At 70.3% G+C, this 19,806-nt stretch carries 17 protein-coding genes; 12 read left to right on the top strand and 5 right to left on the bottom strand.

Annotated features, from left to right (window positions below):
• Positions 1–26: 26 nt before the first annotated feature.
• From ABZ823_RS04615 to ABZ823_RS04595, 5 genes are all read right to left on the bottom strand, one after another.
• Positions 27–1,106 (bottom strand): 2-oxoacid:ferredoxin oxidoreductase subunit beta, encoded by a 1,080-nt coding sequence (locus ABZ823_RS04615; protein ID WP_361653562.1) that lies wholly within the window; start codon positions 1,104–1,106, stop codon positions 27–29.
• Complete coding sequence (locus tag ABZ823_RS04610) at positions 1,099–3,027, bottom strand: 2-oxoacid:acceptor oxidoreductase subunit alpha (RefSeq protein ID WP_361653560.1); 1,929 nt, start codon at positions 3,025–3,027, stop codon at positions 1,099–1,101. Before ABZ823_RS04610 ends, ABZ823_RS04615 begins: the two co-directional genes overlap by 8 nt.
• Positions 3,028–3,339: 312 nt before the next feature.
• The gene (locus tag ABZ823_RS04605) at positions 3,340–3,999 is read right to left on the bottom strand and encodes a response regulator transcription factor (protein WP_361653692.1); all 660 of its coding nucleotides are present in this window, start codon (positions 3,997–3,999) and stop codon (positions 3,340–3,342) included.
• 430 nt (positions 4,000–4,429) lie between these two features.
• Positions 4,430–5,830 carry a sensor domain-containing protein gene (locus ABZ823_RS04600; RefSeq protein WP_361653558.1) on the bottom strand — a complete coding sequence of 467 codons (1,401 nt, stop codon included), beginning with the start codon at positions 5,828–5,830 and terminating at the stop codon, positions 4,430–4,432.
• Positions 5,831–6,087: 257 nt separating this feature from the next.
• Entirely contained in the window at positions 6,088–7,272 is a 1,185-nt protein-coding gene (locus ABZ823_RS04595; RefSeq protein ID WP_361653556.1) for a sensor domain-containing protein, read from the bottom strand.
• A gap of 562 nt (positions 7,273–7,834) precedes the next feature.
• Between ABZ823_RS04595 and ABZ823_RS04590 the strand changes: the two genes are divergently transcribed.
• The 12 genes from ABZ823_RS04590 to ABZ823_RS04535 all read left to right on the top strand — a co-directional run bounded on the left by ABZ823_RS04590 (position 7,835) and on the right by ABZ823_RS04535 (position 19,544).
• On the top strand, positions 7,835–8,248 hold the full coding sequence (locus ABZ823_RS04590; protein ID WP_234513543.1) for an NADH-quinone oxidoreductase subunit A: 414 nt from the start codon (positions 7,835–7,837) through the stop codon (positions 8,246–8,248).
• Positions 8,239–8,907: an NADH-quinone oxidoreductase subunit B family protein gene (locus tag ABZ823_RS04585; RefSeq protein ID WP_361653554.1), complete on the top strand. Its 669-nt coding sequence runs from the start codon at positions 8,239–8,241 to the stop codon at positions 8,905–8,907. The genes ABZ823_RS04590 and ABZ823_RS04585 overlap by 10 nt, the downstream gene beginning before the upstream one ends.
• On the top strand, positions 8,904–10,358 hold the full coding sequence (locus ABZ823_RS04580) for an NADH-quinone oxidoreductase subunit C (RefSeq protein WP_361653552.1): 1,455 nt from the start codon (positions 8,904–8,906) through the stop codon (positions 10,356–10,358). Before ABZ823_RS04585 ends, ABZ823_RS04580 begins: the two co-directional genes overlap by 4 nt.
• The gene (locus ABZ823_RS04575) at positions 10,355–11,323 is read left to right on the top strand and encodes a complex I subunit 1 family protein (RefSeq protein WP_361653550.1); all 969 of its coding nucleotides are present in this window, start codon (positions 10,355–10,357) and stop codon (positions 11,321–11,323) included. Before ABZ823_RS04580 ends, ABZ823_RS04575 begins: the two co-directional genes overlap by 4 nt.
• A gap of 113 nt (positions 11,324–11,436) precedes the next feature.
• Positions 11,437–11,967: a 4Fe-4S binding protein gene (locus tag ABZ823_RS04570; RefSeq protein ID WP_361653689.1), complete on the top strand. Its 531-nt coding sequence runs from the start codon at positions 11,437–11,439 to the stop codon at positions 11,965–11,967.
• 23 nt (positions 11,968–11,990) lie between these two features.
• Positions 11,991–12,596, top strand: coding sequence for an NADH-quinone oxidoreductase subunit J (locus ABZ823_RS04565; protein WP_361653687.1), 606 nt, complete (start codon positions 11,991–11,993; stop codon positions 12,594–12,596).
• On the top strand, positions 12,596–12,961 hold the full coding sequence (gene nuoK / locus ABZ823_RS04560; protein WP_361653548.1) for an NADH-quinone oxidoreductase subunit NuoK: 366 nt from the start codon (positions 12,596–12,598) through the stop codon (positions 12,959–12,961). The genes ABZ823_RS04565 and nuoK overlap by 1 nt, the downstream gene beginning before the upstream one ends.
• Positions 12,958–14,949: an NADH-quinone oxidoreductase subunit L gene (locus ABZ823_RS04555; protein ID WP_361653546.1), complete on the top strand. Its 1,992-nt coding sequence runs from the start codon at positions 12,958–12,960 to the stop codon at positions 14,947–14,949. The genes nuoK and ABZ823_RS04555 overlap by 4 nt, the downstream gene beginning before the upstream one ends.
• A gap of 6 nt (positions 14,950–14,955) precedes the next feature.
• A complete protein-coding gene (locus ABZ823_RS04550) occupies positions 14,956–16,584 on the top strand; it encodes an NADH-quinone oxidoreductase subunit M (RefSeq protein ID WP_361653544.1) in 1,629 nt (542 codons plus the stop codon).
• Entirely contained in the window at positions 16,581–18,080 is a 1,500-nt protein-coding gene (locus tag ABZ823_RS04545) for an NADH-quinone oxidoreductase subunit N (protein WP_361653542.1), read from the top strand. Before ABZ823_RS04550 ends, ABZ823_RS04545 begins: the two co-directional genes overlap by 4 nt.
• 211 nt (positions 18,081–18,291) lie before the next feature.
• Complete coding sequence (gene htpX, locus ABZ823_RS04540; RefSeq protein ID WP_361653540.1) at positions 18,292–19,155, top strand: zinc metalloprotease HtpX; 864 nt, start codon at positions 18,292–18,294, stop codon at positions 19,153–19,155.
• Entirely contained in the window at positions 19,152–19,544 is a 393-nt protein-coding gene (locus tag ABZ823_RS04535; RefSeq protein WP_361653538.1) for a YccF domain-containing protein, read from the top strand. The genes htpX and ABZ823_RS04535 overlap by 4 nt, the downstream gene beginning before the upstream one ends.
• The last annotated feature ends 262 nt before the right edge of the window (positions 19,545–19,806 follow it).

Genomic DNA, 19,806 nt, shown 5'->3' with positions numbered 1-19,806 from the left:
AACCCTCAGGCGAGTCGCCCGGACTCCTAGCCGACCACCGTCCAGGTGTCCCCGCCCGCCAGCAGTGCGGCCAGGTCGCCCTTGCCGTTCTGCTCGATCGCGGTGTCGAGCTGGTCTGCCATCTGCGTGTCGTAGACGGGCCGGTCCACGGAGCGGAAGACGCCGATCGGGGTGTTGTGCAGGGTCTCCGGATCCGCCAGCCGGGACAGCGCGAACGCCGTCGTGGGGGAGGCGGCATGGGCGTCGTGGACGAGTACCTCCGCCTCGTTCTCCGGAGTGACGGCGACCACCTTCAGATCACCGGTCCGCAAGTCCCGGACGACCCCCCGCGAACCCTCCGGCCCGAACCGGATCGGCTTCCCGTGCTCCAGCCGGATCACCGCCTCCTCGGCGGTCTGCTTGTCCTTGAGGGCGTCGAAGGCGCCGTCGTTGAAGATGTTGCAGTTCTGGTAGATCTCCACCAGCGCGGTGCCCGGGTGGGCGGCGGCCTGGCGCAGCACCTCGGTCAGGTGCTTGCGGTCGGAGTCGACCGTCCGGGCCACGAAGGACGCCTCGGCGCCGATCGCCAGGGACACCGGATTGAAGGGCGCGTCCAGCGAGCCCATCGGCGTCGACTTGGTGATCTTGCCAACCTCGGAGGTGGGCGAGTACTGGCCCTTGGTCAGCCCGTAGATCCGGTTGTTGAACAGCAGGATCTTCAGGTTGACGTTGCGGCGCAGGGCGTGGATGAGGTGGTTGCCGCCGATGGACAGCGCGTCGCCGTCACCGGTGACCACCCACACCGACAGATCGCGGCGCGAGGAGGCGAGCCCGGTCGCGATCGCGGGGGCACGGCCGTGGATGGAGTGCATCCCATAGGTGTTCATGTAGTACGGGAAGCGCGACGAACAGCCGATGCCCGAGACGAAGACGACGTTCTCCCTGGCCAGGCCCAGTTCCGGCATGAAGCCCTGGACGGCGGCAAGGATCGCGTAGTCACCGCAGCCGGGGCACCAGCGCACTTCCTGATCGGACTTGAAGTCCTTCATGGACTGCTTGGCCACTGCCTTGGGAACGAGGGAAAGCGCCTCGATCGTGTCCGTGCCTTCCGTGGTCGTCTCAGCCATCGATGGCCTCCTTGAGAGCCGCGGCGAGCTGCTCGGCCTTGAACGGCATACCGTTCACCTGGTTGTACGAATGGGCGTTCACCAGGTACTTCGCCCGGATGAGTGTGGCGAGCTGGCCGAGGTTCATCTCGGGGATCACCACCTTGTCATAACGATTCAGGACCGGGCCGAGATTCCGCGGGAACGGGTTGAGGTGCCGCAGATGCGCCTGCGCGATCGACTCGCCGGCCACGCGCAGCCGCCGCACCGCCGCGGTGATCGGGCCGTAGGTCGATCCCCAGCCGAGGACGAGGGTCCGCGCCCCGTGCGGGTCGTCCACCTCCAGGTCGGGCACCACCATTCCGTCGACCTTCGCCTGGCGCGTGCGCACCATGAAGTCGTGGTTGGCCGGGTCGTAGGAGATGTTGCCCGTGCCGTCCTGCTTCTCGATGCCGCCGATGCGGTGCTCCAGGCCGGGCGTGCCCGGGATGGCCCAGGGGCGGGCGAGGGTCTGCGGGTCGCGCTTGTAGGGCCAGAACACCTCGGTGCCGTCGTCCAGCGTGTGGTTCGGGCCCTGGGCGAACTGCACCCGGAGGTCAGGCAGCTCGTCCAGCTCCGGGATGCGCCAGGGCTCCGAGCCGTTCGCCAGATAGCCGTCGGACAGCAGGAACACCGGTGTTCGGTAGGTCAGCGCGATCCGGGTCGCCTCCAGGGCCGCGTCGAAGCAGTCGGCCGGGGTGCGCGGGGCGATCACCGGAACCGGCGCCTCGCCGTTGCGCCCATACATCGCCTGGAGCAGGTCGGCCTGCTCGGTCTTGGTCGGCAGGCCCGTGGACGGCCCACCGCGCTGGATGTCGACGACCAGCAGCGGCAGCTCGAGGGAGACCGCGAGCCCGATGGTCTCGCTCTTGAGGGCCACACCGGGCCCGGAGGTCGTGGTGACCGCCAGGGAACCGCCGAACGCCGCACCCAGCGCCGCGCCGATGCCCGCGATCTCGTCCTCTGCCTGGAAGGTCCGCACGCCGAAGTTCTTGTGCTTGGACAGCTCGTGCAGGATGTCCGAGGCCGGGGTGATCGGGTAGGAGCCCAGGAACAGCGGCAGGTCCGCCTGGCGGGAGGCGGCGATCAGGCCGTACGACAGGGCGAGGTTCCCGGAGATGTTGCGGTACGTGCCGACCGGGAAGGCCTTGGCGGCCGGTGCGACCTCGTACGAGACCGCGAAGTCCTCCGTCGTCTCGCCGAAGTTCCAGCCCGCGCGGAAGGCGGCGATGTTGGCGGCCGCGATGTCCGGCTTCTTCGCGAACTTCGATCTCAGGAACCTCTCGGTGCCCTCGGTCGGCCGGTGGTACATCCAGGACAGCAGGCCCAGCGCGAACATGTTCTTGCTGCGCTCGGCCTCCTTGCGGCTGAGGTCGAACTCCTTGAGCGCCTCGACGGTCAGGGTCGTCAGCGGCACCGGGTGGACGCTGTAGCCGTCCAGAGAGCCGTCCTCCAGGGGGCTGGCCGCGTAGCCGACCTTCTGCATCGCCCGCTTGGTGAACTCGTCCGTGTTGACGATGATCTCCGCGCCGCGCGGCAGATCGCCGACGTTGGCCTTCAGGGCGGCCGGGTTCATCGCCACCAGTACGTTCGGCGCGTCACCCGGAGTGAGGATGTCGTGATCGGCGAAGTGCAGCTGGAACGACGAGACGCCCGGCAGGGTGCCGGCAGGGGCGCGGATCTCGGCGGGGAAGTTCGGCAGAGTGGACAGGTCGTTGCCGAAGGACGCCGTCTCCGAAGTGAAGCGGTCGCCGGTGAGCTGCATTCCGTCACCGGAGTCGCCCGCGAAACGGATGATCACCCGGTCGAGCTTGCGCACGTCCTTCGTGCTCGCCGGTTTGCGCTGCTCTCCTACGACGGCTCCGTCGGCCTGTTCCGCTGTCCTGCTGACCTGGCTGGTCACTGAACTGGACCTCCTTCGAGGCGACTGTCTGGGAGTGGCCGTCCCGCCGGCCTCCCCGGAATCAACCCTACGTCGGTAAGGGTCGCCTTCCCCCGGTAGTTCGCATGATGGACACGACCGCGAGACAGTCCGACGCCCTGATTTGTCATGGTTTATCCGCCTCCCGGCGCTGCTTTCGAAGACGCTCCCTGCTCAGCCTTTGGTGCTGGTACTTCCGGGGGACTGCTGCGGCGCGGGGGTCGTGCCGACGCCCGGCCCGGCGGACCGTCGGGTCCGCGCACGCTTCCCGTCGACTGACACAGTGTCAGTCGATCAGGAGTTGAGGTAGGTGAGCACGGCCAGAACACGCCGGTGATCCGCGTCGCTCTGCGCCAGGCCGAGTTTCAGGAAGATATTGCTGACGTGCTTCTCCACCGCCCCGTCGCTCACGACCAGCTGTCGGGCGATCGCGGAATTCGTCCGCCCTTCGGCCATCAGGCCTAGGACCTCCCGCTCGCGCGGAGTGAGCGCGGCGAGCACATCCTGTTTGCGGCTGCGTCCGAGCAGCTGTGCGACCACTTCCGGGTCCAGCGCGGTGCCTCCCTGGGCCACCCGCACCACGGCGTCCACGAACTCGCGCACCTCGGCGACCCGGTCCTTGAGCAGATAGCCCACACCGCGACTGGAACCGGCCAGCAGCTCGGTTGCGTACCGCTCCTCGACGTACTGCGACAGCACCAGCACGCCGAGCCCGGGATGCGCCTTGCGCAACTCGACCGCGGCCCGGACGCCCTCGTCCGTATGGGTCGGCGGCATCCGGACATCGGCCACGACAACGTCGGGCAGCTCCCCGCGGTCCGCCAACTCGGTGACGGTCTTGATCAGCGCGCCCCCGTCCCCGACCCCGGCGACGACGTCATGCCCGCGGTCGGTCAGCAGCCGGGTCAGGCCCTCTCTGAGCAGCACTGAATCCTCGGCGATGACCACCCGCACCCTGTCCTCCACGATCCTCGGCCCCCCGTGCCCATCGTCTTCGGCCGTGCGTCTGCGCGGCCGGCGGTTGTCCTGGACCTCCGATGCCCAGGGCATCCTTCGGCACCTCAGTATCGCGCGATCCACAGTTCCACACCGGGCCTGTGGAAAAGCTGCCGCGGCCGTGTTGTGGGGCGTTTTCGCGCCAGGTGGGGAGTGGTCGATACCACTAGCCGGAGACAGCCAGCCACGGCTTGGTCCAGGGCCTCAGGCACCTCGGGCCGGGGCGAACATGGGCCAGGCGTTCGGGCGTCCCCAGCAGGACTCGGGCATCCCGGCCGGGCGTTCGGGCGTTAGTGGTAGGGGCTCGGGCATCCTGGGCAGGCGTTCAGGAGTCTGTAGTAGGGCTCCGCCGTCCTGGGCCAGGCGTCCAGGTGTCTTGGGTCGGGGCTTACGCGTCCGTCGCCGGGTGCTCGGGGGATCGGGGTGGGGCGTTCCGGGCGGACGATCGCCACGGCAGTTCGGCGGTGATCCGGGTCGGGCCGCCGGGCGGCGAATCCACCACCAGGATGCCGTCCACCGCGTCGAGCCGTCCCGCCAGCCCGGCCAGCCCCGATCCGCCGGATGCGTCCGCACCTCCCACCCCGTCATCCGCCACCTGGAGCAGCAATCTGTCCTCCACCCGCCACACATCAACCGTCGCCCGCGTCGCTTGTGCGTGCTTGCTGACGTTCTGCAGCAGCTCCGACACGGTGAAGTAGGCGATCCCCTCGATCGCCGGCGCCGGCCGTGACGGCAGGTCCACCTCCACCCGCACCGGCACGGTGCACCGGGAGGCCACCGCCGACAGCGCCGCGTCCAGTCCCCGGTCCGTCAGTACCGCCGGGTGGATTCCGCGCGCCAGGTCCCGCAGCTCCTGCAATGCCGTCTTGACCTCTCCGTGCGCCTCCTCCACCATCCGCGCGGCCGCCCGAGGGTCCTGCGCCAGCTTTTCCTTGGCCAGCCCCAGGTCCATGGCCAAGGTCACCAGCCGGGCCTGCGCTCCGTCATGCAGGTCCCGCTCGATGCGCCGCAGGTCCGCGGCCGCCGCGTCGACCACCACCCCCCGGTCCGACTCCAGCTGCACCACCCGGGTGGCCAGCCGCGACGGTCCCAGCAGCCCGTGCACCAGCAGCCGGTCCACGGTCGTCAGCCCCCGGACGATCCATGGTGAGGCCAGCGTGATCAACAGTCCCACCAGCGTGGTCACCGTGATCTCGAACGGATTGTCGAGATAGATGCCGTGTGTCTCGTCGCCGTAGAGCTGAAGCCCGCCCTGACCGCCGTACATGGGGAACACCCAGAACCACAGTGGGTACGTGAGCAGCGCCCACCCGCACGTCCAGAAAGTGACCCCCACGATGAACGAGAAGACCGCCCAGGGGAACTGAAGCACCGTGTACAGCATGTGCCGCCACGACACCCCGCTCTTGAGCATCGCCCCGATCCAGGCCATCGGCCCTCGCCGATTCGCCGCCAGATGCTCGGGATCGGCCACCTCCAGCCGCAGCAGCCCCCGGGCCCGCGCCCGCTCCAGCGCACCGAAGCCGCGGCAACCTGCGAGCGCCGCCGCGAGCACCGGTATCCCCAGGAAGGTCACCAGCAGGCCGGCGCCGAGCGAGAACATCGTGACGCTGTACGTGAACATCAGGATCCCGAGGGGCAGGCTCAGCAGCAGGTAGCAGAACTCGCTCCAGCTGCGCGCCTCGACCGGCGCCCGCAGCGCGACCGGAATCCGGTGCGGCCGCCTTCCGTCGCGCTGGGTCCCCGAGCCGTCCCACTCTCCGTATCCCTGCCCGTACTGCGTGGCCATCGGTGTCTTCCGTTCTCCTCGTCGTCCACCCGATACCGTCGGCCTGCTCGGCCCTCTCCGGGTTCGTACCTCCACAGTGCTGGTCCCGCGCCCTTCGGACCATGGAGCCGGTCGGCGTCTTGGAGCGGGGGTTTTCCCCACCCCGTACCGCACGACCCCTGCGGCAGTCCCAGGCACCCACGCCTCCGCGGTATGCGGAGGCGGTCGCACGCTCTCGCGTACGACCGCTTTCCCGCCCCCACAGTGCCCGCGTGCTGCTACCGCCCGCGTACCTCGTCCGCCCGGTCCCGCCAGGGCAGCTCCGCCGTGATCGTCGTCGGGCCGCCCGTCGGAGACTCCACGACGAACAGGCCGTCGACCGCGCCCAGCCGCTCCGCGAGCCCCGCCATGCCGGTGCCGCCGTCAAGGCGGGCGCCGCCGCGACCGTCGTCCCCTACCTGGATGAGCAGCCGCTCCTCGGCCCGCCACACATCGACGGAGGCCGACTTAGCCCCGCTGTGCTTGCTGACGTTCTGCAACAGCTCGGAGACCGTGAAGTAGGCGATGCCCTCGATCGCCGCGGCCGGTCTGCTGTCCAGGTCCACGGTCACCTTCACCGGCACTGTGCAGCGTGCCGCGACCGCCGACAGCGCCGCGTCCAGTCCCCGGTCGGTGAGCACCGCCGGATGAATGCCCCGCGCGAGGTCCCGCAGCTCCTGCAACGCCAGCTTCACCTCGCCGTGGGCCTCCTCGACCATCGCCGCCGCCGAGTCCGGATCCTCCAGCAACTTCTCCTTGGCCAGTCCGAGCCCCATCGCCAGGTTCACCAGCCGGGCCTGTGCTCCGTCGTGCAGATCGCGCTCGATGCGCCGCAGGTCGGCGGCCGCCGTGTCCACGACCACCCCCCGGTCGGACTCCAGCTCGGCGATGCGTCGCTCCAGATCGTCGGAGGGGGACAGCAGGCCCCGCACCATCGCCCGGTCCACGTTCGTCAGCCCGCGTGCCAGGAACGGCAGCACCGGCCACAGCAGGAACAGCGACACGAACGTCACCGTGAAGGTCAGGATCCCCCAGGGCAGCCGGATGAAGTCGTACAGGATCGTCCGCCAGCCCACGGGATCCTTCAGTGCCAGCCACAGACGCTGGAACAGTCCGCCTCCTCTCAGCAGGGGCAACGGCGTCGGCTCCTCCACCCGCACCCCGAGCAGCGCCCTGGCCCGAGCCCGCTCCAGCTTGCCGAGCTGCCGCGCGCCCACCAGACCCGCCGCCAGCACCGGGAAACCGATCACGGTCACCGTCAGCCCCGCACCCGTGGAAAGCACCGTCACCACATAGGCGAACCCGACCAGTGACATCGGCAGGTTCGCGAGCAGATACACGATTTCCCGCCAGGTGTACCCGTCCAGGGCGAAGCGCGGGGGTGGCGGCCGCTGGTCGCTGTCCCGGACGCCGTGGGTCGTCATGCGTTCGCTCATATCTGCCGGCCTCGTTCGGTCATGTCGCTCAGCCTGCCGCGCCGCCCGCCGACACACCATGAGGCGGGCCGCCGCGTGCCGGTGGGGGAAACCCCACCTTCCCGGGCCCGTAGGAGTTCCCTGGGTCCCCCTGAGGCGCGTGACCAGGATCCCGTCAGGCGTGGTGCCGCGGTCCCGTGCGGCGCACTTCCGGGTTCCGTGCGGCGGGCTTCCCGGGTCCCGTGCGGCGGGCTTCCCGGGTCCCGTCAGGCGGGCTTCCCGGGTTCCGTCAGGCGGGCTTCCCGGGTCCCGTGCGGCGGGCTACCCGGGTCCCGTGAGGCGCGGTTCCGGGGTTCCATGCGGCGTGAGCGCTGTCGCACCGGGGGTACGTGATCGGAGCACAGGGGAGTATCGGCGTATCCCGAGGTGTGACGGGCTGCTTACCCTCTCTTTAGCAGGGCCTAGACTCCCGTGCGTACAGATCGTCGAACACAACGTTCGCAAGGTTCACCAGGGTCACGAGGTCAGGGAGCGAGGGGCTGACGTGCCGGATCCGACCGCCGTCGCTGTCATGGCGGAGACCGGGAGCGCGGGGACCGCCGGAAACGTCATCGCGGCGGGCTACTTCCACTCCTACTCCGTCGTCGGGCTGCTCGCCGCCGTCGGCGTGCTCTTCGTCGCCGTCGCCTTCGGCGCGGGCCGCCTGCTGCGCCCCGTCGTGCCCACCCCGGAGAAGCTCCTGACGTACGAGTGCGGCGTCGACCCCGTCGGGGAGGGCTGGGCCCACACACAGGTCCGCTACTACGTCTACGCCTTCCTGTACGTGATCTTCGCGGTCGACTCGATCTTCCTGTTTCCCTGGGCGACGGTCTTCGCCGCCCCCGGCTACGGCGCGGCGACGCTGGTGGAGATGTTCATCTTCCTCGGCTTCCTGGCCGTGGGCCTGCTGTACGCATACAAGAAGGGCGTCCTGACATGGACGTGAACCCCTCGGCTACCTCGGCCTCCTCGGCTCCGGAGCCCGTGCTCCTGCCCGAGCCGAAGCGGCTCGGCGCGCTGGCCCGCCTCGCCCCCGAGCCGATGAAGGTGGTCCTGAACTGGGGTCGCCGCTACTCACTCTGGGTCTTCAACTTCGGTCTCGCCTGCTGCGCGATCGAGTTCATCGCCGCATCGATGGCCCGGCACGACTTCATCCGCCTCGGGGTGATCCCGTTCGCGCCCGGGCCGCGCCAGGCCGACCTGATGGTGGTGTCCGGCACGGTCACGGACAAGATGGCTCCGGCGGTCAAGCGTCTGTACGAACAGATGCCTGAGCCGAAGTACGTCATCTCCTTCGGGGCCTGCTCCAACTGCGGCGGCCCCTACTGGGACTCGTACTCGGTCACGAAGGGCGTCGACCAGATCATCCCGGTGGACGTGTACGTGCCCGGCTGCCCGCCGCGCCCCGAGGCGCTGCTCCAGGGCATCCTCAAGCTCCAGGAGAAGATCGCGCGCGAGTCGCTGGGGGAGCGGTACGGCACCTCGACGCCGTCCACCGCCGCGCTGCAGAGCGGGCTGGTCCAGCCGCCGTCGGCCACTCCGACCGCGGTCTCGGATTCCGGTACGGGCCCGGAGGCGGGTGCGGGTTCCGGGGTGGCGCGATGACCGCCATCGGCTGGCTGCCCGCGTCCGTCGAGGACCTCTTCGGCCCAGAGGCCACGGCCGAGGAGTCGTACGAGGTCCTGACGGTCGACGTGCCGCCCGCGGCCTGGACGGCGGCACTGCGGGTCGCGCGCGACGAACTGGGCTGCACCTATTTCGACTGGCTGAGCGCGGTCGACGAACCCGGCACCGGTCTGCGGGTCGCGGCACATGTGGTGGCCCTGTCACCGGTCCGCCGTCTCCTCGTCCGGACCACGATCCCGCACGAGACCCCCGTCCTGCCCTCGGCCGTGGAGGTCTACGCGGGTGCCGCCTGGCACGAACGCGAGACCCACGAGATGTTCGGCATCACCTTCGAGGGCCACCCGGCGCTGGACCACCTGCTCCTGCCCGAGGGTTTCGAGGGCCATCCCCTGCGCAAGGACTTCGTCCTGGCGGCCCGGGTCGCCAAGGCCTGGCCCGGCGCGAAGGAACCGGGGGAGTCCGACCACGGCGGCCCCAAGCGCCGGCAGATGCTGCCCCCGGGCGTCCCCGACCCGAACGAGTGGGGCCCTCTCGAGGGGCAGCTGCCCCCGGCCCCCGCCCGCCCCGCCCGAGCCGCGGGCCGTGCGGCGGGCGATCGCCCGGTACGCCGCACCCGCACGACAGCCGAAGGCTCGGCGAGCCAGGCCCCGGCGGGCGCCGAACCCGCGGAGACCGCGCCCGCAGCCCGCCGCGCCCGCACCGCCTCGGAGGGTTCGGTATCGCAGCGCGGCGCGGAGCCGGCCACGGAACCTGCGGCCCCTGCGGGTCCCCGCCGCGCCCGCACCGCCTCGGAAGGCTCCGCCTCGCAACGCGCCGAGGGTGACACCGGGGCGACGGCTGCTCCTGCCGCCCCGGCCGGTCCCCGCCGTACGCGCAGCGCGTCGCAGGGCTCGGCCTCGCAGCGCACGGCGGAGGGCGCGGAACCCATCGCCCCGCCCGCTCCTCCTTCCGGCCGTCGCTCGCGCAGCGCCTCCGAAGGCTCCGTCTCGCAAAGCGCGGACGCCGCCGAGTCGACGGGCACAGGCCGCGGGACCCCCGCCGCCCCGCGCAGCGCCGACGCCCCGTGGCACCACGCCCGCCCGGCTTTCGACGAGACCGAGTCGACCGCCCCGGAGCCTCCCGTGAAGCCGGAGAGCGCGGCAGAGCCTTCGGCGGCCGAGACCGGGACGGGGCCTTCCGCGGAACCCGAGCCCCCGGCCGCGCAACGGGACGTCCGGCCCGCAGCACAACCCGAAGCAACCGAGGAGCCCGAAGCAAACGAGGAGCCCGAAGCAAACGACCGGACAGCCCGCCCCGGCGACACCGGCTCCGGCGAAGCACGCCCCGGCGACAGGGGCGCTGCTGAAGTCCGCTCCGGCGACGCGAGTCCCCCCAAGCCCCCCACCCCAGACCAGACCACCCCCGACGACCCCTCCGGAGGCACGCAGTGAACGGCGCTCTCGACGTCGCCCTGCGACTCCTCGTCGTGTTCGTCGTCTTCCTCACCTTCCCCCTGATCGTCGGCCAGACCGAACACAAGGTCATGGCCCATATGCAGGGGCGCCTCGGCCCGATGTACGCCGGCGGGTTCCACGGCTGGGCCCAGCTTGTGGCGGACGGCGTGAAGTTCGCCCAGAAGGAGGACGTGGTCCCGGCGGGTGCCGACCGCCGTATCTTCCAGCTCGCCCCCGCCGTCGCCCTGCTGCCCTACCTCCTCGTGCTCCTCGTCATCCCGATCGGGCCGAGCGAGGGCGCGGTCGGCGAGGTCATCGACGCGGGCATCTTCTTCGTCCTCGCCGTCATGGGCGTCGGCGTCCTCGGCTCCCTCATGGCCGGCTGGGCGTCCGCGAACAAGTTCTCCCTCCTCGGTGGCCTCCGAACCGCAGCCCAGCTCCTCTCCTACGAACTCCCCATGCTGCTCGCCGCGGCCTCGGTGGCCATGGCGGCGGGCACCGTCTCGCTGCCCGGCATCGTCGACGCCTTCCGGTGGTGGTGGCTGCCCTGGCAGATCGTCGGCGCGATCGTCTTCTTCGTCTCCGGCCTCGCCGAGCTGCAGCGCCCGCCGTTCGACATGCCCATCGCCGACTCGGAGATCATCTTCGGCGCGTACACCGAGTACACCGGTCTGCGTTTCGCCCTCTTCCTTCTTGCCGAGTACGCCGGAATCGTCGTCCTGTGCGGGCTGACCACCGTCCTCTTCCTGGGCGGATGGCACGGTCCCTGGGGTGCCGACGGCCTCGGCTGGCTCTGGACTCTGCTGAAGACCGCGATCCTGGCCTTCGTGGTCATCTGGCTCCGCGTCACCTACCCCCGGCTGCGCGAGGACCAGCTCCAGAAGTTCTCCTGGACCTTCCTCGTCCCCCTTTCCCTCGCCCAGATCGCCCTCACCGGCATCGTCAAGGTGGTGATCTCCTAACCATGTCCCGCCCGTCCCCCAACCACCACCACTCGACGACGCCCTCCGGGCGGCCCCGCCTGTCGATCCCCGGCTCCGGCCTCGCCAAGGGTCTGGCCGTCACCCTGCGCACGATGACGAGGAAGTCCGTCACCGAGCAGTACCCGGAGGTCCGGCCCGCCCTTCCGCCGCGCAGCCGCGGCGTCATCGGCCTGTTCGAGGAGAACTGCACCGTCTGCATGCTGTGCGCCCGCGAGTGCCCGGACTGGTGCATCTACATCGACTCCCACAAGGAGACGGTCCCGCCCGCCGCCCCTGGCGGCCGTGAGCGCAGCCGTAACGTCCTGGACCGCTTCGCCATCGACTTCTCCCTCTGCATGTACTGCGGTATCTGCATCGAGGTCTGCCCCTTCGACGCCCTGTTCTGGTCCCCGGAGTTCGAGTACGCCGAGACCGACATCCGTGACCTCACCCATGAGCGCGACAAGCTCCGCGAGTGGATGTGGACCGTGCCGGCCCCGCCCGCCCTCGACCCCGCCGCCGAGGAGCCCAAGGAGATCGCCGCCGCCCGCAAGACCGCCGAGAAGCTTGCCGCAGCCCAGGCCGAGCCCGCCGAGCCCGCCGGGCCGGCCGAGCCCGCCGATCCGCAGGAAGGAGCGTCGTGAGCCTCGCCTCCGCGACGGCGGCCATGGCCGCCGCCCCCACGCACGGCTTCCTCTCGCCGACCGGGGTGGAAGTCGCCTTCCTCCTCTTCGGCCTGGCCACCTTCGGCGCCGCGCTCGTCACCGTGACCAGCCGGCAGCTGGTGCACGCCGCCCTGTGGCTCGTGGCGACCCTCGGCGGGCTCGCCGTCGAGTACCTCCTGCTCACCGCCGAGTTCATCGCCTGGATGCAGGTGCTCATCTACGTCGGTTCCGTCGTCGTCCTCCTCCTGTTCGGTCTGATGCTCACCAAGGCACCCATCGGCCGCTCGCCGGACGCGGACTCCGGCAACCGCTGGGCCGCCCTCACCGTGGCCGTCGCCGCCGCGGCCGCGCTGGTGTGGGTGGTCGTCGATGCCTTCCGCACGACCTGGGTCGACCTCGACGGCGTCGCCTCAGGCTCCACCAGGGTCACGGGCGCGAGTCTGTTCCAGAACTGGGTCCTCCCCTTCGAGGCACTCTCCGTCCTCCTTCTCGCCGCCCTGGTCGGCGCGATCGTCCTGTCCCGCAAGGCCAGGACGAACGCGGCGAACGCCACCGCGAGCACCCCGGCCGTCCCGGGCAGCCCGAGCGGGAAGGAAGGCGGCCGCTGATGCATCTCGTCTATCCCGCCGTACTCTCCGCCCTCCTCTTCTGCACCGGCCTGTACGGCGTCCTCGCCCGCCGCAACGCGATCCTCGTCCTGATGTCGGTCGAGCTGATGCTCAACGCCGTCAACCTCAACCTCGTCGCCTTCGACGTCTGGCTGAGCAGGGCAGCCCGCGAGACGCTGCACTCCGGCCAGGCCCTGACCCTGTTCACCATCGCCATCGCCGCCGCGGAGATCGGCATCGGTCTGGCGATCGTCCTCGCCGTCTACCGCAACCGCGGCACCTCGGACATCGACCGGCTCCGCGACACGGCCGAGAGCCACGACGGCGACACCCCTGCGGCCGAGAAGGCTGAGGCCACCGCGTGACCACGACCACCCTCGCCGTCCTCGTCCCCCTTCTTCCGTTTCTCGGCGCCGCGGCCGGCCTGCTGCTCGGCCGCACGGCCCCCGGGTTCGTCCGTCCGCTCGCCGTCCTGCCGACCCTTGCCTCGCTGGTGCTGGCGGTGCTGGTGGCCGCACGCCAGGGCGGCGGCCGGGCCCTGGACTCCGCGACCGAGCTCACGCCCACCGGCTCGGTCCCCATCGAACTGGCTCTGCACATCGACGGCTTCGCCGCCCTCGTCGCCGTCCTGGTCGGCGTCGTCGCCACCTGTGTGCAGATCTACTCGACGGGCTATCTGCGCGAGGACCCGCGCTACCCCTCGTACGCCGCTCTCGTCTCCCTGTTCACCTCCGCGATGCTCCTGGTCGTCTACTCGGGCGACCTGATCGTCCTGCTGGTCGGCTGGGAGGTCATGGGCATCTGCTCCTACTTCCTGGTCGGCCACTACTGGGAAACCCCGGAGGCCCGCGCAGCCTCCATCAAGGCGTTCCTGGTCACCAAGCTCGGCGACATCCCGTTCCTCATCGGACTGTTCGCGCTCGGCACCGACGCCGGCTCCTTCCGTATCACCAAGGTCCTCGGCACCGTCGCGAGCGGCGGACTACATCACCCCACCCTGGTCGCCCTGCTGCTCCTGGCCGGCGTGGCGGGCAAGTCGGCGCAGTTCCCGCTGCACACCTGGCTCCCCGACGCGATGGCGGGCCCCACCCCCGTCTCCGCGCTGATCCACGCCGCGACCATGGTCGCCGCCGGTGTCTACTTCATCGCCCGTCTCCTCCCGGTCTTCGAGGCATCATCGGCCGCGATGGTGGGTCTTGCCGTGATGGCCGCCGTGACGATGGCCGGATCGGCGCTCGCCGCGCTCGCCCAGGACGACATCAAACGCGTGCTCGCCTATTCGACGATCGGCCAGCTCGGCTACATGACCGGCGCCCTCGCCGTCGGTGACCGCGGTGCCGCCGTCTTCCACCTCCTGTCGCACGGTGCCTTCAAGGCGCTGCTGTTCCTCGCCGCCGGCGTGATCATCCACGCCGCCGGCACCAACTCGCTGGCCACCATGTCCCGTATGAGGGACCTGCGGGCTCGGGTGCCCGACGCCTACTGGACGATGACCGTGGCGCTGCTGTCCCTCGCCGCGATCCCGCCCTTCGCGGGCTTCTTCTCCAAGGAGTCCGTCCTCGGCGCCGCTGAGCACGTCGCCACCGGCCACACCGAGCACGCCCCCGGCGCCGCGGGATGGATCGTCCTCGTCACCGGTCTGGTCACGGCCCTGCTCACCGCCGCCTACGCGACCCGTCTTTGGTTGCTCGCCTTCCGCGGCCATGGCACCGAGGCGCCCGACCACGGCAAGCAGCCCCTCACCATGAACGCGGTGCTTTGGGTGCTCGCCGTCCCGTCGCTCGCGTTCGGCCTCGCCTACGGCGTCCTGCCCACGTGGTTCGACGGCCGCTCCCTCACGCCGACGCTCGCCACCTCGGTCCTCGGCACCGGACTCGCCCTTGTCGGCGGACTCGTCACCTACGGGGCCTGGCGTCACACCACCGCCCTCGCGGCCCGCGTCCCGCTGGGTGCGGTAGCGGCCCACCCCGAGGGGGACGCCGGTCTGGTCGAGGCCGAGGCCATCGCCAGCCACGCTCCCGCGTACGGAAATGTGGCCTCGGCGCCCGACCCGGCAGACCCGGGCCGTCTGCTGCTCGGCCCGCTGCACCGCCACGCGGCCGTCGGCTTCCACCTGGACGCCGTGTACGACGCGCTCTTCGTCCGGCCGGTCAGGGCCGGGGCGAGTCTCGTCAGGTTCCTCGACCGCGAGGTCGTCGAAACCTACGTAAGCGGTGCGGGCGCCCTGCCACGCCTGCTCGGTGCCGCCGTGCGGCGAGCCCAGACCGGCAATGTGCAGACCTATGTGAGCGCGCTGCTCGCCGGCACCGTCGTCCTGGCGGTGGCCGCCCTCCTCGTCGCCACGGGAGTGTGAGCAGACGTGATCGATATCAGCGAGTCCGTGATGCAGTTCCTTCTGGCATTCATCGTCGTCGTGCCGCTTATCGGCGCGCTCGCCGCCCTCCTGCCGGCCCCGCCCGGACTGAAGGGGAAGTCCCCCGAGCAGGCCGTGCTGCGGCACGGTGTCACCGTCACCGGCGCCGTCCTCATCGCCGCGATCGTCCTCGCGCTCGGCTTCGACCACGACCACCCGTCGAAGATGCAGGCCACGACCGACATCAGCTGGATCCCCGCACTCGACGTGCGGATCCACCTCGGCATGGACGGCATCTCTCTCCCCCTTCTGGTCCTGACCGCGCTGCTGACCTTCCTCTGCGCGCTCTACTCGTACTTCAAGCTGCCCGCGGGCCCGTCCCCGAAGGCCTTCGTCGCCCTGCTGCTCGTCCTCGAGTCCGGCACCCTTGCCACCTTCGCCGTCCTCGACCTGCTGCTGTTCTTCCTCGCGTTCGAGATGGTCCTCATCCCGATGTACTTCCTCATCGCCCGCTGGGGCGGCGAGGGGCGGACGCGGGCCGCGTGGAGATTCATCCTTTTCACGCTGCTCGGCTCCGTCGTCATGCTGCTCGGCCTGCTCCTGATCGGACTCAAGGCAGGCACGTTCGACATGGTGGCACTCGCCACTGACAACGGCCGCTCGCTCACCACATCCGTGCAGGTCATCGCCGTACTGGCGATCGGAATCGGGCTCGCGGTCAAGACGCCGATGTGGCCGCTGCACAGCTGGCTGCCCGATGCCCACACCGCGGCACCCACCGTCGGCTCGGTCCTGCTGGCCGGCGTTCTACTGAAGATGGGCACGTACGGATTCGTCCGCATCCTCCTGCCGGTTGCCCCGGCCGGGTTCCACACCTTCGCGCCCTACCTCGCCGCCTTCGCCGTCGTCGGGATCATCTACGGATCCCTGGCCTGCCTCGCTCTCACCAAGCGGGGCGCGAAAGGCGACCTCAAGCGGCTCATCGCCTACTCCTCCGTCGGCCACATGGGCTTCGTCCTGCTCGGCATCGCGACGACCACCCCCACCGGAGTGAACGGCGCGCTGTTCGCCAACATCGCCCACGGCCTGATCACCGGCTTGCTCTTCTTCCTCGTCGGCGCGCTGAAGGACCGCACGGGCACCACCGACCTCGACACCCTCTCCCTCACGCCGCCCGACCACCACCCCGCAACGAGCGGCTCCGCCGTGCCGGATCATTCCGAGACCGGCGCCGCGCTCTACGGCAAGGCACCCCGGCTCGGCGGCCTGCTCGCCTTCGCGGCCGTCGCCTCGCTCGGCCTGCCGGGTCTGGCGGGATTCTGGGGTGAGATGCTCGCGATGTTCGCCGCCTTCAAACCCGCGGCAGACCTCAGCCGTCCGGCCTTCCTCACCTTCATGGCGATCGCCGCGTTCGGCACGCTGCTCACCGCCGCGTACATGCTCATCGTGGTCCGGCGGGTGTGTATGGGTGCCGTCCCGCAGGGGGCCCCCAAACTCGCCGACGTCCACACCTACGAGTTCGCGGCCTGGACGCCGCTCGTCGTCCTCACCGTCGTCGCCGGCCTGTGGCCCAGGGCCCTCCTCGGCCTGACCGACCCGGCCGTGCAGCAGCTCCTCACAGGAGGCACCCGATGAGCTCCCTCGTCCAGTCCGTCGACTGGTTGGCGATCGCGCCGCCCACCATCACGGCGGTCGTCGGACTCGTCGTCCTCGTCGCCGACCTCTTCGTCGGCGAGCGGAGAAAGGCCCTCCTCGGCTGGGGCTCCGTCGCCGGACTCGCCGCCGCGGCGCTCATGCTGCTGCCCCTCCTGGACGGCGACCGCGCCACCTTCTGCCTGACGGGCGATCCGCACCTGTGCAGCTACACGGCGGACCGTTTCACCCTCGTCATCCAGCTCCTCGTCCTCCTCGGCGCCCTCCTCGCGGCCCTGCTGTCCGTCACCGCCCTGAAGGACGCCCGCAGGGAAGTCCCCGAAGGGGAGTTCTGGTTCCTGCTGCTCTCCTCCGCGGCCGGAGCCGCCCTGCTGCCCGCCTCCCGCGACCTGGCGACCCTCGTCGTCGCCCTGGAGGTCGCGTCCCTGCCGGCCTTCGCCCTCGTCGGCATCCGGCACGGCGAGAAGAGGTCCTCCGAAGCGGCCCTGAAGTTCTTCCTGTCGTCCGTCACCGCCACCGCGGTGAGCCTCATGGGCATCAGCTTCGTCTACGCGTCCACGGGCACCCTGTACCTCGCCCGGACCGCCGACAGGATCCAGCACGCTGACGGTCAGCTGCACACGCTCGCCCAGGCGGGCGTCGTCATCACCCTCGTCGGCTTCGCCTTCAAGACGGCCGCGGTCCCGTTCCACTTCTGGGTGCCCGACACCTACGTGGGCGCGCCCCTGCCGGTGGCCGCCTACCTGTCCGTCGTCGGCAAGGCGGTCGGCTTCTCCGGCCTGATCCTCGTCACCGTCGTGGCCTTCCCGTCGTACTCCGATGTATGGGGCCCGGCCCTCGCCGCGCTGGCGGCTCTCACCATGACCGTCGGCAACGTGGGCGCCCTGCGGCAGCAGGCCACGCGCGCGTACAGCGCCGTGCGCCTGCTCGCCTGGTCCTCCGTCGGCCAGGCCGGATACCTCCTGGTGCCTATCGCGGCTGCCGCCTACTCCAGGGACGCCCAGAAGTCGATCGGCTCCACCGTGGCGTACGCCCTCATGTACGGCGCGGTGAATCTCGGCGCCTTCGCCGTGGCCGCGCTCGTGGGCAGGGTGAGGGCCCTGAACCGGATCATGGACTACCGCGGCCTGTACGCATCCCACCCCCTCGCGGCCCTGCTGATGGCGTTCTTCCTGCTCTGCCTGGCGGGCCTCCCACCGGGCATCATCGGTCTCTTCGCGAAGGTCACCGTCTTCTCCGCGGCCGTCGACGCCGGGCTCGGCTGGCTCGCCGTGGTCATGGCGTTCAACGTGGTGATCGCGCTCTTCTACTACCTCCAGTGGACGGCTCTGCTCTTCCGCGCCCCCGAGGGAGAGCCCGAGAAACACCGTGTCCCGGCTCCGCTCACGGCCGCCATCGCCCTGACCGCCGTCCTGGGCATCGCCCTGTCCGGAGCACCGCAGCTGGTGCTGCGCTTCTCGGCCACCGCCCTCTTCTGACCGACGCCCTCACCGCGCGGGGCACTCGAGACTCGGCAGGCGCGCGTGGGGGCACTGCCTCACCCGGACGGCCTACACGCCCCGGTCCCTGCGCAAGGGAACTCGCGCTCCTCGCCTGGCGTTGACCAGTGCGGGAGGGTCCACTGAGAAGTGGAGTCAGCAGCATCCGCAGGCAAAGGGTTCCCCTGCCGCACCACTTGGAGGGCGTACCGTGCACCGCCGGCACAACGGGCTCAGGACCGCAGTACTCCTCGGGGGACTGTCCGCACTCATCATCGTCATCGGCAGCTTCTTCGGGCGTACGGGTCTTATCGTCGCGGTCGTCGTCGCACTCGGCACCAACGCGTATGCGTACTGGAACAGCGACAAACTGGCTCTACGCGCGATGCGTGCACGCCCGGTGAGCGAATTCGAGGCACCGGGGCTCTACCGCATGGTCCGCGAGCTCTCCAACCAGGCCCGCCAGCCCATGCCCCGCCTCTACATCTCGCCGACGGAGGCACCGAACGCGTTCGCGACGGGCCGCAATCCGCGCAACGCGGCCGTGTGCTGCACCGAAGGCATCCTGCGTCTCCTCGACGAGCGGGAACTGCGCGGCGTCATCGGCCATGAGCTGAGCCACGTGTACAACCGCGACATCCTGATCTCGTCGGTCGCAGCGGCCCTCGCCTCAGTGATCATGTTCCTGGTGAACTTCGCCTGGCTGATCCCCGTCGGCCGCTCGGACGACGACGAAGGTCCCGGCCTCCTCGGCATGCTGCTGATCCTGATTCTGGGTCCGCTCGCCGCGTCCGTAATCCAGCTCGCCATCAGCCGCTCCAGGGAGTACGAGGCAGACGCCTCCGGCGCACAGTTGACAGGCGACCCCCTCGCGCTCGCGAGCGCCCTGCGCAAGCTGGAGGTGGGCACCAAACAGCGCCCGCTGCCGCCCGAGCCGCGCATCGAGACCGCGAGCCACATGATGATCGCGAACCCTTTCGGTCCTGGCCAGGGACTCGCCAAGATGTTCTCCACGCACCCGCCGATGGCGGAGCGCATCGCCCGGCTCGAGCAGATGGCAGGTCGCCACCGGTGAAGACAGTCCTGAACGGCATATGGCTCGTGCTGAGCGGCTTCTGGCTGTTCCTCGGCTACCTGCTCGCGGGTGTGCTGCTGTGCGTCACGATCATCGGGATACCGTTCGGCATCGCTGCCTTCCGTATCGGTGTCTACGCCTTGTGGCCCTTCGGCTACACGACGGTCGAGCGCGGTGACGCCGGCGCGCCCTCCTGCATCGGCAACGTCCTGTGGCTGATCCTGGCGGGCTGGTGGCTGGCCCTCGCCCATATCGTCACGGGCATCGCCCTGTGCCTCACGATCATCGGCATTCCGTTCGGCATCGCCAACTTCAAGCTCATCCCGGTCTCGCTGCTGCCTCTCGGGCGCGAAATCGTGCGCTCCGACGAGCCGTTCGCGACGCGTTGACGGTCAGGGCGGAGGGGGCGGCGGAGTCCGCCGGGTCCGCCCTTCCCATGACCTACGCCTCCTCCGCGCCGTACGCCGCCCCGCCGGAAGGCTGTCGCTCGGTCGGCGGTCCCGCGTCGCGTAGAGGCGGGAGGGGTTATCCACAGGCCGCCCCATTGTCAGGGGCTCCCGGCATCATGAACCCATGACCGAGATCGAGCAGTTGCTGGACAGGGTTGCGGACCAGGGCCGCACCCTCCGCCGGTGGGGCCGACGTTCAGGT

The organism is Streptomyces sp. NPDC047079, assembly GCF_040643755.1.
GTDB lineage: Bacteria > Actinomycetota > Actinomycetes > Streptomycetales > Streptomycetaceae > Streptomyces.
Note: the sequence above shows the minus strand (reverse complement) of the source record. Positions and strands in the feature narration are given on the sequence as shown.

Coding starts and splice junctions, on each gene's coding strand:
- ABZ823_RS04615 (WP_361653562.1), bottom strand. CDS start 1,106: ATGGCTGAGACGACCACGGAAGGCACGGACACGATCGAGGCGCTTTCC.
- ABZ823_RS04600 (WP_361653558.1), bottom strand. CDS start 5,830: ATGGCCACGCAGTACGGGCAGGGATACGGAGAGTGGGACGGCTCGGGG.
- ABZ823_RS04595 (WP_361653556.1), bottom strand. CDS start 7,272: ATGACGACCCACGGCGTCCGGGACAGCGACCAGCGGCCGCCACCCCCG.
- ABZ823_RS04590 (WP_234513543.1), top strand. CDS start 7,835: ATGGCGGAGACCGGGAGCGCGGGGACCGCCGGAAACGTCATCGCGGCG.
- ABZ823_RS04585 (WP_361653554.1), top strand. CDS start 8,239: ATGGACGTGAACCCCTCGGCTACCTCGGCCTCCTCGGCTCCGGAGCCC.
- ABZ823_RS04580 (WP_361653552.1), top strand. CDS start 8,904: ATGACCGCCATCGGCTGGCTGCCCGCGTCCGTCGAGGACCTCTTCGGC.
- ABZ823_RS04570 (WP_361653689.1), top strand. CDS start 11,437: ATGACGAGGAAGTCCGTCACCGAGCAGTACCCGGAGGTCCGGCCCGCC.
- ABZ823_RS04565 (WP_361653687.1), top strand. CDS start 11,991: ATGGCCGCCGCCCCCACGCACGGCTTCCTCTCGCCGACCGGGGTGGAA.
- nuoK (WP_361653548.1), top strand. CDS start 12,596: ATGCATCTCGTCTATCCCGCCGTACTCTCCGCCCTCCTCTTCTGCACC.
- ABZ823_RS04545 (WP_361653542.1), top strand. CDS start 16,581: ATGAGCTCCCTCGTCCAGTCCGTCGACTGGTTGGCGATCGCGCCGCCC.